This window comes from Polaromonas sp. 39-63-25, assembly GCF_002278925.1.
GTDB lineage: Bacteria > Pseudomonadota > Gammaproteobacteria > Burkholderiales > Burkholderiaceae_C > Polaromonas.
This window is the reverse complement of record NZ_NCJH01000001.1, coordinates 261650-277129: the sequence shown is the minus strand read 5'-3', so window position 1 is coordinate 277129 and position 15480 is coordinate 261650. Positions and strand designations below refer to the sequence as shown.

15 protein-coding genes are annotated in these 15480 nt (G+C 63.7%); 13 read left to right on the top strand and 2 right to left on the bottom strand.

The features are described from left to right. Positions 1 to 3: 3 nt before the first annotated feature. The 3 genes from lpdA (at position 4) to B7X65_RS01330 (ending at position 3273) form a co-directional block, all read left to right on the top strand. Positions 4 to 1431, top strand: a complete 1428-nt coding sequence (lpdA, locus tag B7X65_RS01340; RefSeq protein WP_293592191.1) for a dihydrolipoyl dehydrogenase — start codon at positions 4 to 6, stop codon at positions 1429 to 1431. A gap of 88 nt (positions 1432 to 1519) precedes the next feature. Beyond that, the gene (zapE, locus tag B7X65_RS01335; protein WP_293592190.1) at positions 1520 to 2632 is read left to right on the top strand and encodes a cell division protein ZapE; all 1113 of its coding nucleotides are present in this window, start codon (positions 1520 to 1522) and stop codon (positions 2630 to 2632) included. After that, positions 2629 to 3273: a hypothetical protein gene (locus B7X65_RS01330; protein WP_293592189.1), complete on the top strand. Its 645-nt coding sequence runs from the start codon at positions 2629 to 2631 to the stop codon at positions 3271 to 3273. The genes zapE and B7X65_RS01330 overlap by 4 nt, the downstream gene beginning before the upstream one ends. Positions 3274 to 3286: 13 nt before the next feature. Here B7X65_RS01330 and B7X65_RS01325 read toward each other — a convergent pair whose 3' ends face one another. Next, the gene (locus B7X65_RS01325; RefSeq protein ID WP_293592188.1) at positions 3287 to 4045 is read right to left on the bottom strand and encodes a protein phosphatase 2C domain-containing protein; all 759 of its coding nucleotides are present in this window, start codon (positions 4043 to 4045) and stop codon (positions 3287 to 3289) included. Between the two features lie 84 nt (positions 4046 to 4129). Here B7X65_RS01325 and B7X65_RS01320 point away from each other — a divergent pair, with 84 nt between their 5' ends. Both B7X65_RS01320 and B7X65_RS01315 read left to right on the top strand, forming a co-directional pair. After that, positions 4130 to 4333: a DUF465 domain-containing protein gene (locus tag B7X65_RS01320; RefSeq protein WP_096696985.1), complete on the top strand. Its 204-nt coding sequence runs from the start codon at positions 4130 to 4132 to the stop codon at positions 4331 to 4333. Further along, positions 4333 to 6339 carry an ATP-dependent DNA helicase gene (locus B7X65_RS01315; RefSeq protein WP_293592187.1) on the top strand — a complete coding sequence of 669 codons (2007 nt, stop codon included), beginning with the start codon at positions 4333 to 4335 and terminating at the stop codon, positions 6337 to 6339. The genes B7X65_RS01320 and B7X65_RS01315 overlap by 1 nt, the downstream gene beginning before the upstream one ends. On the opposite strand, the gene B7X65_RS01310 is transcribed toward B7X65_RS01315, so the two are convergent. Further along, positions 6302 to 7123 carry an outer membrane protein assembly factor BamD gene (locus B7X65_RS01310; RefSeq protein ID WP_293592186.1) on the bottom strand — a complete coding sequence of 274 codons (822 nt, stop codon included), beginning with the start codon at positions 7121 to 7123 and terminating at the stop codon, positions 6302 to 6304. The genes B7X65_RS01315 and B7X65_RS01310 overlap by 38 nt on opposite strands. Before the next feature lie 17 nt (positions 7124 to 7140). Between B7X65_RS01310 and B7X65_RS01305 the strand changes: the two genes are divergently transcribed. The 8 genes from B7X65_RS01305 (at position 7141) to ispG (ending at position 15474) form a co-directional block, all read left to right on the top strand. Then, entirely contained in the window at positions 7141 to 8175 is a 1035-nt protein-coding gene (locus tag B7X65_RS01305) for an RluA family pseudouridine synthase (protein ID WP_293592185.1), read from the top strand. Between the two features lie 104 nt (positions 8176 to 8279). Next, complete coding sequence (gene scpB, locus B7X65_RS01300) at positions 8280 to 8993, top strand: SMC-Scp complex subunit ScpB (protein ID WP_293592184.1); 714 nt, start codon at positions 8280 to 8282, stop codon at positions 8991 to 8993. Positions 8994 to 9003: 10 nt separating this feature from the next. Further along, positions 9004 to 10713 (top strand): pseudouridine synthase, encoded by a 1710-nt coding sequence (locus B7X65_RS01295; RefSeq protein ID WP_293592183.1) that lies wholly within the window; start codon positions 9004 to 9006, stop codon positions 10711 to 10713. Positions 10714 to 10825: 112 nt separating this feature from the next. Then, positions 10826 to 11251 carry a nucleoside-diphosphate kinase gene (gene ndk / locus B7X65_RS01290; RefSeq protein WP_096662563.1) on the top strand — a complete coding sequence of 142 codons (426 nt, stop codon included), beginning with the start codon at positions 10826 to 10828 and terminating at the stop codon, positions 11249 to 11251. Between the two features lie 18 nt (positions 11252 to 11269). Next, the gene (gene rlmN / locus B7X65_RS01285) at positions 11270 to 12415 is read left to right on the top strand and encodes a 23S rRNA (adenine(2503)-C(2))-methyltransferase RlmN (protein WP_293592182.1); all 1146 of its coding nucleotides are present in this window, start codon (positions 11270 to 11272) and stop codon (positions 12413 to 12415) included. Further along, complete coding sequence (gene pilW / locus B7X65_RS01280) at positions 12412 to 13224, top strand: type IV pilus biogenesis/stability protein PilW (RefSeq protein WP_293592181.1); 813 nt, start codon at positions 12412 to 12414, stop codon at positions 13222 to 13224. Before rlmN ends, pilW begins: the two co-directional genes overlap by 4 nt. After that, positions 13217 to 14200 (top strand): helix-turn-helix domain-containing protein, encoded by a 984-nt coding sequence (locus B7X65_RS01275; RefSeq protein WP_293592180.1) that lies wholly within the window; start codon positions 13217 to 13219, stop codon positions 14198 to 14200. The genes pilW and B7X65_RS01275 overlap by 8 nt, the downstream gene beginning before the upstream one ends. Further along, complete coding sequence (ispG, locus tag B7X65_RS01270; RefSeq protein WP_293592179.1) at positions 14200 to 15474, top strand: flavodoxin-dependent (E)-4-hydroxy-3-methylbut-2-enyl-diphosphate synthase; 1275 nt, start codon at positions 14200 to 14202, stop codon at positions 15472 to 15474. Before B7X65_RS01275 ends, ispG begins: the two co-directional genes overlap by 1 nt. The last annotated feature ends 6 nt before the right edge of the window (positions 15475 to 15480 follow it).

Here is a 15480-nt window from a genome sequence, read left to right as displayed (position 1 = left end):
TACATGTCCAAACAATTCGACGTGATCGTCATTGGTGGCGGTCCCGGCGGCTACATTGCCGCCATCCGCGCCGCCCAGCTGGGTTTCAACGTGGCCTGTATCGACGAGTGGAAAAACGCCAAGGGTGGACCGGCCCTGGGTGGCACCTGCACCAACATCGGCTGCATTCCGTCCAAGGCCTTGCTGCAATCGTCCGAACACTACGACCATGCCGCTCACCACTTTGCCGACCATGGCATCGAGGTCAAGGGCCTGGGCCTGGACGTCGCGAAGATGGTGGCGCGCAAGGACACGGTCGTCAAGCAGAACAACGACGGCATCGTCTACCTGTTCAAGAAGAACAAGGTCACCTTCTTCCATGGCCGGGGCTCTTTCGTCGCGGCGAAGGACGGTCTTTATGACATCAAGGTGGCTGGAGCCGCCGAGGAAACCCTCTCCGGCAAACACGTCATCGTGGCCACGGGATCGAACGCCCGCGCCTTGCCCGGCGCACCTTTTGATGAAGAAAATATTCTGTCCAACGACGGCGCCCTGCGCATCGGCGCGGTGCCCAAAAAGCTGGGCCTCATCGGCTCCGGCGTGATCGGTCTGGAAATGGGCTCGGTCTGGCGGCGCCTCGGTGCCGATGTGACCATTCTGGAAGGCCTGCCAACTTTCCTCGGTGCGGTGGACCAGCAAATTGCCAAGGAAGCGCACAAGGCCTTTGTCAAGCAAGGCCTGAAAATCGAGCTTGGCGTCAAGGTTGGCGAGATCAAGTCCGGCAAAAAAGGCGTATCCGTCGCCTGGACCAATGCCAAGGGCGAGGCCCAGACGCTCGATGTCGACAAGCTGATTGTCTCGATCGGCCGGACTGCCAACACCATCGGTCTGGCGCCGGAAACCGTGGGCCTGAAGCTCGACGAGCGTGGCGCCATCGTGGTCGACGAGGAATGCAAAACCAACCTGCCCAACGTTTGGGCTGTTGGTGATGTGGTGCGCGGCCCCATGCTCGCGCACAAGGCGGAAGAAGAGGGCGTGGCGGTGGCCGAGCGCATCGCCGGCCAGCACGGCCATGTCAACTTCAACACCATTCCCTGGGTGATTTACACCAACCCCGAGATCGCGTGGGTGGGGCAGACCGAAGAGCAGCTCAAGGCCGCGGGCCGGGCCTACAAGGCCGGCACCTTCCCCTTCATGGCCAACGGCCGCGCACGCGCCTTGGGCGATACCACCGGCATGGTGAAAATGCTGGCGGACGCTGCCACCGACGAAATTCTGGGCGTGCACATTGTTGGTCCGATGGCCAGTGAGTTGATCGCCGAATGTGTGGTGGCCATGGAGTTCAGGGCCAGTTCCGAGGACATCGCCCGGATTTGCCATGCCCATCCGTCGCTCAGCGAGGCCACCAAGGAGGCGGCGCTGGCCGTCGACAAGCGGACGCTGAATTTCTGACGATGTTTGCCCCCACGTTCCCCCACTTCGTGTGGGTCCCTGCCCCCCAAGGGGGCCCAGCCGCCTTGGGGCGGCCCGGCGGCGGCTGATGGTCGTCCCGCGAGGGTCGGTGCGTTCGGATTACGAGTCTGAACTGAAGACGCGGGGTTACACCAGTGACCCCGCCCAGTTGCGGGCGGTGGACGCGCTGGAGCGTTGCGCCACCGAGTGGGCGGCGTTCAAGGAGAAGCGTTCCAATCCGCTCAAGAAGCTGATCAACCGGCCCGATATTCCGCGCGGGGTTTACATGCACGGCGGGGTGGGGCGCGGCAAAAGCTTCCTGATGGACTGTTTTTACAACGCGGTTCCGCTCAAGCGCAAGACGCGCCTGCATTTTCACGAGTTCATGCGCGAAGTCCACCGTGAACTGCGCGACCTCCAGGGCACGGTCAATCCGCTCGACGAACTGGGCAAACGTATTGCCAAACGTTACCGCCTCATCTGCTTTGACGAGTTTCACGTCGCCGACATCACCGATGCGATGATTCTGCACCGCCTGCTGGCGGCGCTGTTTGACAACGGCGTGGGTTTTGTCACCACCTCCAATTTTCATCCCGACGACCTGTACCCGAACGGCCTGCACCGTGACCGCATTTTTCCTGCGATTGCGCTGCTCAAGCAGCACCTCGAAGTGATCAGCGTGGACAACGGGACCGACTACCGCCGGCGCACGCTCGAGCAGGTCAGGCTCTACCACACGCCGCTGGGGCCGCGGGCCGACGCGGAGATGGAGGAAACTTTTCAGCGGTTGGCGGAGTCTCACGACGAATCGCCGGTGCTGCACATCGAATCACGGAAAATCCACGCCAGACGCAAGGCAGGCGGCGTCGTCTGGTTCGATTTCAAAACCCTGTGCGGCGGGCCGCGTTCACAAAATGACTACCTGGAAATCGCCACCCAGTTTCACACGGTGCTGCTCAGCGACGTACCGCACATGCCGGTACGCATGGCGTCCGAAGCGCGTCGCTTTACCTGGCTGGTTGATGTTCTTTACGATCGGCGTGTCAAACTCATCATGTCGGCAGAAGTCGCTCCTGAAGCGTTATATACAGAAGGCCCTCTGGCCCACGAATTTCCCCGGACAGTCTCAAGGCTCAATGAAATGCAGTCTGCCGAGTTTCTGGCGCTGGAGCGCCGAAATGTGGATACCACCCTGACATGAAGAAACTATTTCTTTTCCTGCTGCTTTCCACACTGGGTTTCGCCTCAAGCGCTCAAACCCAGGATGAACTGCTGTCGGCCGCCACCAATCGCGAACGGCAGCGCATCAACGCCGAGCGCGCCACCCTGGAGGCGGCATTTGATGCGGAAGAAGACGCCTGTTACAAGAAGTTTTTTGTCAACAGCTGCCTCAATGCCATCAAACCCCGGCGCCGCGAGGCGATGGCTGACCTGAAATTCAGGGAAGTTGCCCTCAACGAGCAGGAGCGCCGGCAAAAGGCGGCCGAGCAGATTCGCCAGACCGAGGAAAAATCATCGCCCGAGGCCGAGCGGCAAGCCGCCGAGCGCCGCGCCACGGCGCTGGAAGACACCAAGGCCCGGGAAGAGCGTACGCGCCAGAAGGCCAGCGAACGTTTCGATTTGAAGCAGAACGAAGCAGTCAATGCGGCAGAGGCTGCAGGCAAGGACCAAGGCTCCAAGGAGAGGGCCAAGGCGCGCGCCGACAAGCAGGCCGCCAGTGCCAAAGAGGCCCAGATTTACAAAGACAAGCAGCAGGAAGCGCAGGAGAGAAAAGCGACCCGCGAGCAGAGGCTGCGCGAGCAGACCAAGCCGGCGGCCAAGTCATTGCCTGCACCTGACTGAGCTTAAGTCAGGGTCAGGCCAGGGCCTCGAGCTTGACGATGACCATCGACAGGTTGTCGCCGCCGCCATGGGCCCGCGACCGCGCCTTCTGAATCAGGAATTCGGTCGCCTCGCGCGGCGACAGCATGGACAAGGCCGAGCCCATTTCACTGGGACTGAAATAGTGCCAGACACCGTCGCTGCAGGCGATCAATGAGTCGCCCGGGCCGAGTTGGGGGATGTAGTGCTGGCTGATCGGCGGCACCTCTTCGGTGCCCAAGCAGCCCATCAGGATGTTGGACTGCGGATGCACGTTGGCCTCTTCCTCGGTGAGTTCCCCTTTGTCCACCAGTGTCTGGACATACGAGTGGTCGGTGGTCCGCTTGACCAGCTTGGCGCCCCGGAAATGGTAGATGCGCGAGTCGCCGGCATGCACCCAGTGGCAGTCTCCACCCGGGTTGATCAGGAACGCAGCCAGCGTGCTGTGCGGCTCCTGTTCGGCGGAAATGGCGGTGAGTTTGATCACGGTGTGGGCCTCTTCCACCAGCTGTTTGAGCATGGCCACCGCATCGTCGGTGTCGGGGGCATAACGCTCGAACAGCTGTTTAGCGGTCATCATGACCTGGTCGGACGCCTTGCGTCCGCCGCTTCGACCGCCCATGCCGTCGGCCACGATGCCGAGCATGCAGCCCGCGATGCGCGGATGGCTGAGCAGGGCCACCTGGTCCTGCTGGTAGTCGCGGTCTCCCTTATGGATACCGGTTGACGCCGTGATTCGATAACCTTTGGACATATTGAAATGGCCGAGTCATGTGGACTCGATTTATCTCCGTAATCAACGTATTATCAGATGAAGCTGCCCCCCGGATCAAAAAACTTGGACTTCAACCTGCACTCCCCGGAGCGTCGCCTCATAGACCTCAAGATCGAACATGCGGATCTCAATGCCCTGGTGGACCTCACCGCACATGCCGTGCCGATCGACGAGTTGATGCTCAGGCGCCTGAAAAAACGCCGCCTGCTCTTGCGCGACCTGATCTCCCAGCTCGAGCTGGCCCTCGACCCTCCCGAACCCGCCTGATGAACCTGGAATCGCAAGTCCTGGAGGCTTTTGCCCCCGAAGGTGTGCTGGCGCGCGCGGCCGAGCATTTTGTCCCGCGCAGCGGCCAGACCGACATGGCCCTGGCCGTGGCGCGCGCCATCGAAGGCGCCTATCCGCTGGTGGTGGAGGCCAGCACCGGTGTCGGAAAAACGTTCTCTTACCTGGTGCCGGCCCTGCTCAGCGGCGAGCGGGTGCTGCTGTCCACCGCCACCAAGGCCTTGCAGGACCAGCTGTTCGGGCGTGACCTGCCGGCACTGGTCAAGGCCTTGGGCGTGCCGGTCAGCACCGCCTTGCTCAAGGGGCGCGGCAGTTACCTCTGCCTGCACCGGATGGAGATGGCCCGCCATGACGCGAACTTTCCGGAGCGCAGCTCGCTTCGCGCGCTGGCCAAGGTGGAGGAGTGGGCGCGCGGAACCGATACCGGCGATCTGGCTGAACTCCCAGGGCTGGACGAACGCTCGCCGGTGATCCCCTGGGTGACCTCGACCCGCGAAAACTGCCTCGGGGTCCAGTGCCCGCGTTTTCGTGCCTGCCACGTCAACCATGCACGCCGTGAAGCGCTCGCGGCCGACGTCGTGGTGATCAACCACCACCTGTTTTTTGCGGATCTGGCGGTGCGCGAATCGGGCGTAGCCGAACTGCTGCCTACAGTGCGCATTGCGATTTTTGACGAGGCGCACCAGCTCAATGAAACCGGTGTGCAGTTTCTGGGAAAAAACCTGTCGACCGGGCAACTGCTCGATTTTGCGCGCGACATGCTGGGCACCGGGCTGCAGCTGGCGCGCGGCCTGCTGGACTGGCAGGCACTGGCCGGCGCGACCGAACATGCCGCGCGTGACCTGCGCCTGTGTGTGGGCAAGGCCTACCCGGGCAGCAAGCTGCGCTGGACCGATGCTGCGCCCGAAGGCCTGGCCCCCGTCGAATGGGGAGAGGCGCTGGCGGCCGTCAGCACCGCGCTGGCTGGCGCCTGTGAGGCCCTGAACACGGTCAGTGAGATCGCACCGGACTTCGTGCGCCTGCACGAGCGCGCTGCCGAACTGGAAGCGCGCGCCCGCGCTTTTGGTCTTGCGCCCGAGCCCGGCGGTGTCCGCTGGCTGGATGTGGGCACCCAACTGCGGCTGGTGGAGTCTCCGCTGGACATCGCCCAGGCTATCCAGGCCAGGGTGTTCACCGACGACAAGGCGGCTGCCAAAACCTGGATCTTTACCTCGGCGACCTTGGGCGACGATGCGCAATTGAGCTGGTTCACGCAGCCCTGCGGCTTGACCGGCGCCACGACGCTGCAGGTGGGCAGCCCTTTCGACTATGCGCGCCAGGCGGCGTTTTACATTCCGCGAAACTTCCCCAAGCCTGGCGAGCCCACCCACACGGCTGCTGTGGCGTCCTCCGCGGCGGACTGGGCACGCCGGCTGGGCGGCCGCACCATGGTGCTGACAACGACCTTGCGCGCCTTGCGCGCCATTGGCGATGCCTTGCAGGCGAGCTTTGAGAATTCGACCGAGATCGAGGTACTGGTGCAGGGGGCCATGCCCAAGCGGACCCTGATTGAGCGTTTCCGCCAGGCCGACAGCCATGGCGGGCGTGGCTGCGTGCTGGTGGCGTCCGCCTCTTTCTGGGAAGGCATCGATGTGCCGGGGGATGCGCTGCAGCTCGTGATCATCGACAAGCTGCCGTTTCCGCCGCCCAACGATCCGATGGTGGAGGCCAGATCGCGGCTACTGGAGTCTGAAGGCAAAAGCGCTTTCAACGACTATTTCCTGCCGGAAGCCGCGGTGGCGCTGAAGCAGGGCGCGGGGCGGTTGATTCGCCGCGAGACCGATCAGGGCGTGCTGGTGGTCTGCGACAGCCGCCTGGCTTCCATGGGTTACGGCAAGCGGCTGCTGCGTGCGCTGCCGCCCATGCAGCGCCTGGCCTCGGAAGAGGAGTTGAACGAGCGGCTGGATCTGCTTACCAGAACTTGTACCAGGGCCCATCCACCGACTTGAAGCCCTTGGACAGGTATTCGCTCTGGGGAAAGCTTCTTTCCATCACGCGTTTGGTGTCGTCGCGCAACTGGGTCATGTTGAGGGCGTCATAAGACTTGTACAGGATGAACAGGGCTTCTTCGAGCACCGGCACATCGCGGTAGTCCGCGATCGCAGTCTGCGCACGGTTGATGGCGGAGATATAGGCGCCACGGGTGTAGTAGTAGCGGGCCACATGGACTTCGTACTGGGCCAAGGAGTTGACGATGTAGTTCATGCGCAGGCGCGCGTCGGCCGAATACTTGGATTCGGGAAAGCGGTTGACCAGCTCCTTGAAGGACTCGAAGGACTCTTTGGCGGCCTTCTGGTCCCGCTCGGACAGGTCCTGCTTGTACAGGAAGCTGAACAGGCCCAGGTTCTCATTGAAGTTGACCAGGCCCTTGAGGTACAGGGCATAGTCGATCGCCGGGCTGGCCGGGTGCAGCTTCATGAAGCGGTCCAGCGTCGCCAGGGCCTGTGCCTGCTCGCCACCCTTGAACTGGGCATAGGCCTTTTCCAGCTGGGCCTGCTGCGCCAGCGGCGTGCCGGCCGCGCGGCCTTCGAGCTTTTCAAACAGCGGGACGGCCTTGTCGTAGGCACCGGAATTCGCTTCGTCCCGGGCTTCCGTGTAAATCTTGTTCGGGCTCCAGTTGGCCGTGGGGTCCTTCACGGTGGAGGAACATGCCGAAAGGACGAATGCACAGACAAGCATGGCCGCTGCCACGGGGCGTGTGGCTGGAACAACCGATAATTTGGTGGAAAACATCGCAATTGATCCTGTTAATGACTGATTCTGTACAAAGCAAACTGATTATATCGAGCGCCACTGCGGCGGGCACGCTGGTGGAGGACATTCTGGGGGAGGGCGAGACGGCCGCCGATGCCGAGTTGCGCGAGGTCAGTGTTCCCGTGGAGAGCCACGGCGCGCGTCTGGACCGGGCACTGGCTGGCATTGTGCCCGAGTTCTCCCGCAGCTATCTGCAGCAACTGATAGAGGCTGCCGCGGTGCAGCTCAATGGCGTCACGGTGACCAAGGTCTCGGCCAGGGTCAAGGCCGGCGACAACCTCAAGATCGAACTCAAACCCACACCGCAAAGCCAGGCCTTCAAGCCGGAGGTGATGGCGCTGGAGGTTCTCTTTGAGGACGAGCATCTGCTGGTCCTCAACAAGCCGGCCGGCCTGGTGGTGCATCCGGCGCCCGGCAACTGGAGCGGCACGCTGCTCAACGGGCTGCTGGCGCGCGACCCCCAGGCCAGCCTGCTGCCGCGCGCGGGCATTGTGCACCGGCTGGACAAGGACACCAGCGGCCTCATGGTGGTGGCGCGCAGGCGCCAGGTCATGGACCAGCTGGTGGTCATGATTGCCGAACGAAGTGTCAGCCGGGAATACATCGCGCTGGCGCACGGCGCGTGGGAAGGACCGAAGTCGCGCCAGGTGGAGGCGCCGATAGGCCGCGATCCGCGCAATCGCCTGCGCATGGCGGTGGTGGACCTGGAAAAAACGGCCGGCAAAACCGCCTCGACCGGCTTTTACCTGCTGCAAAACGAAGGGCCGTTTTGCCTGGTGCGCTGCCGGCTGCAGACCGGCCGGACGCACCAGATCAGGGTGCACATGGCCTCCATCGGCCATCCGCTGGTGGCGGACGAGGTTTATGGCGGCAAACCTGCCGCGGGCATGGCGCGACAGGCCCTGCATGCCTGCCGCCTGGCTTTCACTCACCCGGTGACCGGCCAAGCCCTTGAGTTCAGGGCGCCGCTGCCGGCGGATCTGGCCGCGGCGCTTGGCCAGCTGGGGCTGGGATACAATCAAATCCAGTAGTTTTCTGCTACCCGCCGCATGGCGCGCCCCGATGTTGTGGTTGCGCATGAATGTGAACTGCGCCGCCAGGCGCCTTTATCTCGAATCATTTCGGAACCAAGACCATGAATACGACGGATGCCAAGCGCGTCCTCGAAACGGCACTTATTTGCGCGCAGCAGCCGCTGCCTTTGCGTGAAATGGGTGTTTTGTTCAACGGGGCACTGACCGCCGACACCCTCAAGCTCCTGCTGGAGGATCTGCAAAACGACTGGTCCGGGCGGGGGGTGGAGCTGGTGCATGTCGCGACCGGCTGGCGTTTCCAGAGCCGGCCGCAGATGCGCGAGTACCTTGATCGCCTGCACCCTGAAAAGCCGCCGCGCTACACGCGCGCCACGCTGGAGACGCTGGCGATCATCGCCTACCGTCAGCCGGTCACCCGCGGTGACATGGAAGACATCCGGGGCGTGACCATCAACAGCATGATTCTCAAGCAGCTCGAGGACCGGGGCTGGGTCGAGGTCATCGGCCACCGCGAAACCGTCGGGCGGCCGGGGCTGTACGCCACGACGCGGCAGTTTCTCGACGACCTGGGGCTGGAGTCGCTGGACCAGCTGCCGGTCATGGACACCACGGCGGCGCAGGCGTCCATGCTCGATCAGATCGAGTTTGGCATGCCGGCGGCTGTGACAGGCGACGAGGCGGCTCCCGAGGATGCCCGCTTGCCGGACGATCCCGGGACCGGCTTGCTGGTCGCAGAACTTTCCGATGCGGCGGATGCCGGCCATTCCCAGGACGCTCCGTTAACCAGCCTCACGGCCACCGATCCCAACGCCTGAACGCAAACGCATGAATCAAAAAGACAATCCGGCTCCGGCCACCGCTCCCACCCCCCAGGTTGATGAGCCCATTGTGCCGCCAGCCCCCGATTCACTTGCGCAGGGAGCTCCTGATTTGATAGCGGTCGAGACGGCGCCTGCCGACGATGTGGCGAACGCGGCGCCGGGCCGGCCCGAGCGTGCGGCTCAGGTGACGCCGGCGCTGGCGCGTTTTGAAGACGTGGTGACCGGCCAGTTCGATGCCGACGAAGAGGAGGACGTGGCGCTCGAGCTTCCCAAGCGCGTGCTGCTGCCCCAGCCTGAAACGCCCAAGCTGCACAAGGTGCTGGCGCAGGCGGGGCTCGGTTCCCGGCTGGAAATGGAGCAGCTGATTCTGGAGGGCCGGATTTCCGTCAATGGAGAACCGGCCCACATTGGCCAGCGCATCCAGTTTGGCGACACGGTCAAGGTCAATGGCAAGCCGATCCGGGTGCGCATCGACCCGCCGCCGCCGCGGGTCATCGCCTACCACAAGCCCTCCGGCGAGGTGGTGTCGCATGATGACCCGCAAAACCGGCCCACGGTGTTTCGCCGTCTGCCCAAGCTGTTCCAGGGCAAATGGCAATCGGTAGGCCGGCTCGACCTGAACACCGAGGGGCTTTTGCTGCTGACCAGCTCCGGCGAACTTGCCAACAAACTCATGCATCCCCGTTTTGGCCTGGAGCGCGAGTACGCCGTGCGTGTGCTGGGTGCGCTGAACAACGAAGAGAAAAAACGCCTGCTCGATGGCGTGCAACTCGACGACGGCCTGGCCCAGTTCAGCACGATTGAAGCCGGCGGAGGCGAGGGCGCCAACTGCTGGTACCGCGTGACGATTTCAGAGGGTCGCAACCGCGAGGTGCGCCGCATGTTCGAAGCGGTGGGTCACGCCGTCAGCCGCCTGATCCGCATCCGTTACGGCGCCGTGGTGCTGCCGCGCGGCCTCAAGCGCGGCGCCTTTGTCGAACTCGACGAGCGCGACATTGACGCATTGACCAGCGCTGTTGGGCGTTCGGAAGCGCGCGCCGATCCGCGTGGAGTCAACAGGAACGCGGGAGAAGCCGGGGCAGCCGGGGAAGCCGGCTCCGGCGAGGGCCGTCCAGGGCGCGGGCCGCGCCGCAATGACCGCTCACGCGGCGGACGGGGACGCCCCGACAACGGCACCCCCCGGGCACCGGATGCGCAGGCCATGCCGGAAAAAAGCCGGACCGCCGAGCCAGACGATCATGGCGATGAGGCCGGCCATGATCCGCTGGACCTCCAGCCCCCCCTGAATCGCAACGAAGCGCCACGCGACCCCAACCGTCGTCGCGGCGCCAAGGGTGGACGCGGCAATGGGGGCAACCCCGGCGCCGGTCCCCGGTCCGGTCCGTCCGGAAAATTCGGGGGCAATACCGGCGGACAGGGGCCGAAGCGCCGCGACGACCGGGGCGGTGATCGCGGCGACCGCGGCGACAAGGGCCCCGGCGGGGCACAGCCCGACCCGATGAAAACCTCATTTGGTTATATCGGCGCTGAAACATTTACCCGCCAGCGGCAGGCGCCGAGCCAGGGCCAGCGTCGCGGTGGCAGCGGCACGGGCGGTGGCGGTCCTTCAGGCCCGCGGCGCGGAGGAGGAGGTGGCGGTGGCGGTGGCGGTGGCGGGGGTGGAAACCGCGGCGGAAATCGCAGCGGGGGCGGCAACCGCGGCGGAAACCGTTAACTCACCGGCGTATTCACACGCACTTTTGCTCAAGGGCCATTGCCCGCGGGTTAAAATCAGAGGCTTTATTCGATTTGAATAAATCCCAGAAAATCAAGGTTAAGGAAATCTCATGGCGATCGAACGCACTCTCTCCATCATCAAACCTGATGCAGTGGCAAAAAATGTCATTGGTCAAATTTATGCACGCTTTGAGGCTGCCGGCCTGAAAGTGGTTGCTGCCCGGATGGCGCACCTGTCGCGCGGCGAAGCCGAAGCCTTTTATGCCGTGCATAAAGAGCGTCCTTTCTTCAAGGACCTGGTTGAGTTCATGATTTCCGGCCCCGTCATGATTTCCGCCCTGGAAGGCGAAAACGCGATCCTGAAACACCGCGACCTGATGGGTGCGACGGATCCGAAGAAAGCCGCCGCCGGTACCATTCGCGCCGATTTCGCCGACAGCATCGATGCCAATGCCGTGCATGGCTCCGACGCCGTCGAAACCGCCCAGGTGGAGATCAGCTTCTTCTTCGCGGGCATGAACATCTATTCGCGCTGAAGCGCGGATTTCCATGCAATGACGGCCAACCTGCTTGATTACGATCTGGAAGGTCTGGCCGCCTTTTGCGGGCAGCTCGGAGAAAAACGTTTCCGGGCTACGCAGCTTTTTCGCTGGATTCACCAGAAAGGCGCGACCGATTTCGACCAGATGACCGATCTGGCCAAGTCCCTGCGCGAAAAACTCGCCGGTGCGGCCCATATCCAGGGCCTCAACCCGGTATCCCGGCATGATTCGGCTGACGGCACCATCAAGTGGCTGTTCGACGTCGGTGCCGGCGATGTCATTGAAACCGTTTTTATCCCCGAGGCCGACCGCGGAACGCTTTGCATTTCGTCGCAGGCCGGCTGCGCTGTCGGCTGCCGGTTTTGCTCCACCGGACACCAAGGCTTCAGCCGCAACCTGACGACAGCCGAGATCATCGGCCAGCTCTGGTATGCCGAACACTTTCTGCGCAAACACCTTGGCAAAACCGAGCGCGTCATTTCCAATGTGGTGATGATGGGCATGGGCGAGCCGCTGCAAAATTACGCGCAGCTGCTGCCGGCCCTGCGCATGATGCTGGACGACCATGCCTATGGTCTGTCGCGCCGGCGCGTGACCGTCTCGACCTCGGGTGTGGTTCCCATGATGGACCGCCTGGCGCAGGATTGCCCGGTCGCGCTGGCGGTGTCGCTGCATGCGCCGGAAGACGAACTGCGCAGCAACTTGGTGCCGCTGAACAAAAAATACCCGATCTCTGAACTGCTCGAGGCCTGCACGCGTTACCAGGCCGCGGCACCCAGGGACTTCATCACCTTTGAATATTGCATGCTCGATGGCGTCAATGACCAGCCGGAACATGCGCGCATGCTGGTGGAACTGATGCGCAGGCATTCGCTGCAAGGGCTGGCCTGCAAGTTCAACCTGATCCCTTTCAATCCGTTTCCGGCCTCCGGCCTGAAACGCTCCGACATGCCGCAGGTGCTGGCTTTCGCCAAAATCCTGATGGATGCCGGCATCGTGACCACCGTGCGAAAAACCCGGGGCGACGATATCGACGCTGCCTGCGGCCAGCTCGCCGGCGATGTGCAGGACCGCACCGGTGTCCAGCAGCGCATGGCCACGCAGAGGCAAGGTATGCTCAAGGGCATCAAGATAGTCTCCAGAGAGGTCGGTATATGAAGCGTGTCCGCAATGTCCTGTTGATGTCTGTCTGCTGGGCGGCCGTGCTGCTCGCCGGCTGTGCCGGCAAACCGGGCTCCGCCCCGGGCGCCGCGAGCGGGCGCGGGGAAATCATGACGGAGTCGGACGAGCCGGACGTGCGCAAACGCGCGCGCATCCGCCTGGAGCTCGCCGCCAACTATTTTCAGCAGGGGCAGACCAACGTCGCCCTCGACGAACTCAAGCAGGCGCTGGTGACCGACCCGACCTATGCCGATGCCTACAATCTGCGCGGCCTGGTCTACATGCGCATGAATGACAACGCGCTCGCCGAGGACAGTTTCCGGCGGGCCATGGCGCTCAATCCACGGGACGGCGATGTGCTGCACAACTATGGCTGGCTGCTGTGCCAGCAAAAACGTTACAGCGAATCGATCGCGCTGTTCGGGCGCGCTATCGCCATGCCTCAGTACGGCGGCCAGGCCAAAACACTGATGACACAAGGCATTTGCCAGATCAGTGCAGGCCAAGCGGCTGAAGGTGAGCGCAGCCTGTTGCAGTCGTATGAGCTGGATGCAGGCAACCCTATTACCGGCTACCACCTGTCAAGTGCGCTTTTCCAGCGCGGCGATCTGCCGCGTGCGCAGTTTTACATTCGTCGCGTGAATAACAGCGATCTGGCCAGAGCTGAAACCCTGTGGCTAGGCATCAAGGTGGAGCGCAGCCTGGGCAATCGCGAAGCGATGCTGCAGCTGGCCGATCAGCTTAAAAAACGCTTCGGCCAGTCACGCGAGGCCGCAGCTTACGAAAGAGGAGCCTTCAATGACTGACGCCGACGGCCAGCTGCCGGGTAGTGCTGCGATGGCCCAGCAAGACTCGCCGCCCCACGTCCTGCAGGGCCAGGCAGATGCCGGGCCCGCGGTCAGTGCCGGCTCCCTGATCCGGCAGGCACGCGAGGCGGCAGGCCTGCATATCGCGGCTCTGGCTGTGGCCTTGAAGGTGCCGGTCAAAAAACTCGAAGCGCTGGAGGCCGACAGGCTGGACCTGCTGCCGGATGCCGTGTTTGTCCGCGCGCTTGCGGCAAGCGTCTGCCGCACCCTCAAGATCGATGCGGGTCAGGTGCTGGCGCTGTTGCCGCAAACCGGCAAGCCCAGTCTCGGGCAGCAGAGTGCGCCCATCAACACCCCGTTTCGTTCCCCGGGTGATGGACCCGGTCCCTCCCTGCTGGCGCAGATTTCCAGGCCTGCCGTTCTGGCGGGCTTGCTGCTGTTGCTGGGTGCCCTGGTCCTGATCTTCCTGCCCGCCGTCCAGCAGCCCGGCACCGCCACCCAGCCGGCGACACCGTCGCCCGCCGTTGCCGACACACCTGCGGCCCCGTCGGGCGCGCTGTCTGGGGTGGCCATGGCCAGGACCGAGTTGCTCGAAGTGGACAAGCCCCCCGTGACCGACAGTGCGGACCAGCCCGCTACCACTGCAGGCATGGCGCCGGCCGCCCCTGTGCTGGCACCGCAGCCTTCCGCTGTCGCGCCGCCGCCCACGGCTGTGTCGGTGGCCGTGTCGCCCGCAGCGGCCGGCATCATCGTGTTCAAGGCCAAAGGGGAGTCATGGGTCGAAGTCACCGATGCCAGGGGTACGGTCGTTCTGCGTCGTACCCTGGCTGCCGGTGAAGAAGCCGGGGCATCAGGCGTCCTGCCGCTGGCGGCTGTGGTGGGCCGGGTCGATGCGACGCAGGTCGAGGTGCGGGGCAAGGCCTTTGACCTGGGTGCTGTGAGCAAAGACAACGTTGCACGTTTTGAGGTGAAGTAGTGACAGCATGTTTTCCCGTGGAGTCGGCCGCGCCCAAGGCGCGCGTGTCGTCCCAGGCGCGTGTGGTCTGGGGCTCGCGTGTGGTCACGGTGGGCGGCGATGCGCCCGTGCGTGTGCAGTCCATGACCAACACCGACACGGTGGACGCGATCGGCACGGCCATCCAGGTCAAGGAGCTGGCGATTGCCGGATCAGAAATGGTCCGCATCACCGTCAACACGCCGGAGGCTGCGGCGCAGGTGCCGTACATTCGCGAACAGCTCGACCGCATGGGCATCGACGTGCCCTTGATCGGCGACTTCCATTACAACGGTCACCGCCTGCTGACCGACTACCCGGCCTGTGCCGAGGCGCTGTCCAAATACCGCATCAACCCCGGCAATGTGGGCAAGGGCGATAAACACGACCGTCAGTTCGGGCAGATGATAGAAGCGGCGGTCCGCTGGAACAAGCCGGTGCGCATCGGTGTCAATTGGGGCAGCCTGGACCAGGAACTGCTGGCTGGCTTGATGGACGAAAACAGCCGCCGCGACCAGCCCTGGGACGCGAAACAGGTGATGTACGAGGCATTGATCACCTCGGCCGTCGGTTCGGCCGAACTCGCCGAGCAGATGGGGATGGACAGAAACCAGATCATCCTGTCCTGCAAGGTCAGCGGCGTGCAGGACCTGATCTCGGTCTACCGTGAACTTTCAAGGCGCTCGCGTTATGCGCTGCACCTCGGCCTGACCGAGGCCGGCATGGGCACCAAGGGCACGGTGGCGTCTGCCGCGGCATTGTCGATCCTGCTGCAGGAAGGCATCGGCGACACCGTCCGTGTCTCGCTCACGCCGCAGCCCGGCGAAGCGCGCACGCAAGAGGTGCTGATTGCCTCCGAAATCCTGCAGGCGCTGGGCCTGCGCAGCTTTGTGCCCAGCGTCACTGCCTGTCCCGGCTGCGGCCGAACCACCAGCACCACGTTCCAGGAACTGACCAAGGAAATCGACGATTTCCTGCGCGCCCAGATGCCGGTCTGGCGGGCCCGCTACCCCGGCGTCGAGAAACTCAAGGTCGCGGTGATGGGTTGCATCGTCAACGGGCCGGGTGAAAGCAAACACGCCGACATCGGCATCAGCCTGCCGGGCTCGGGTGAAGCACCGGCCGCGCCGGTCTACATAGATGGCGAAAAAAGTGTGACCTTGCGCGGCGACCGGATCGCGCAGGAATTCCGGACCATTGTCGAAAACTACATTGAAAAGCGCTTTGGCACGCCAGTCGTTGCCCAGGTCGCCTGACGGATA

Coding starts and splice junctions, on each gene's coding strand:
- zapE (WP_293592190.1), top strand. CDS start 1,520: ATGGTCGTCCCGCGAGGGTCGGTGCGTTCGGATTACGAGTCTGAACTG.
- B7X65_RS01295 (WP_293592183.1), top strand. CDS start 9,004: ATGAATCAAAAAGACAATCCGGCTCCGGCCACCGCTCCCACCCCCCAG.
- B7X65_RS01305 (WP_293592185.1), top strand. CDS start 7,141: ATGACTGATTCTGTACAAAGCAAACTGATTATATCGAGCGCCACTGCG.
- ndk (WP_096662563.1), top strand. CDS start 10,826: ATGGCGATCGAACGCACTCTCTCCATCATCAAACCTGATGCAGTGGCA.
- lpdA (WP_293592191.1), top strand. CDS start 4: ATGTCCAAACAATTCGACGTGATCGTCATTGGTGGCGGTCCCGGCGGC.
- B7X65_RS01275 (WP_293592180.1), top strand. CDS start 13,217: ATGACTGACGCCGACGGCCAGCTGCCGGGTAGTGCTGCGATGGCCCAG.
- scpB (WP_293592184.1), top strand. CDS start 8,280: ATGAATACGACGGATGCCAAGCGCGTCCTCGAAACGGCACTTATTTGC.
- B7X65_RS01315 (WP_293592187.1), top strand. CDS start 4,333: ATGAACCTGGAATCGCAAGTCCTGGAGGCTTTTGCCCCCGAAGGTGTG.
- B7X65_RS01310 (WP_293592186.1), bottom strand. CDS start 7,123: ATGTTTTCCACCAAATTATCGGTTGTTCCAGCCACACGCCCCGTGGCA.
- pilW (WP_293592181.1), top strand. CDS start 12,412: ATGAAGCGTGTCCGCAATGTCCTGTTGATGTCTGTCTGCTGGGCGGCC.
- B7X65_RS01330 (WP_293592189.1), top strand. CDS start 2,629: ATGAAGAAACTATTTCTTTTCCTGCTGCTTTCCACACTGGGTTTCGCC.
- rlmN (WP_293592182.1), top strand. CDS start 11,270: ATGACGGCCAACCTGCTTGATTACGATCTGGAAGGTCTGGCCGCCTTT.
- B7X65_RS01325 (WP_293592188.1), bottom strand. CDS start 4,045: ATGTCCAAAGGTTATCGAATCACGGCGTCAACCGGTATCCATAAGGGA.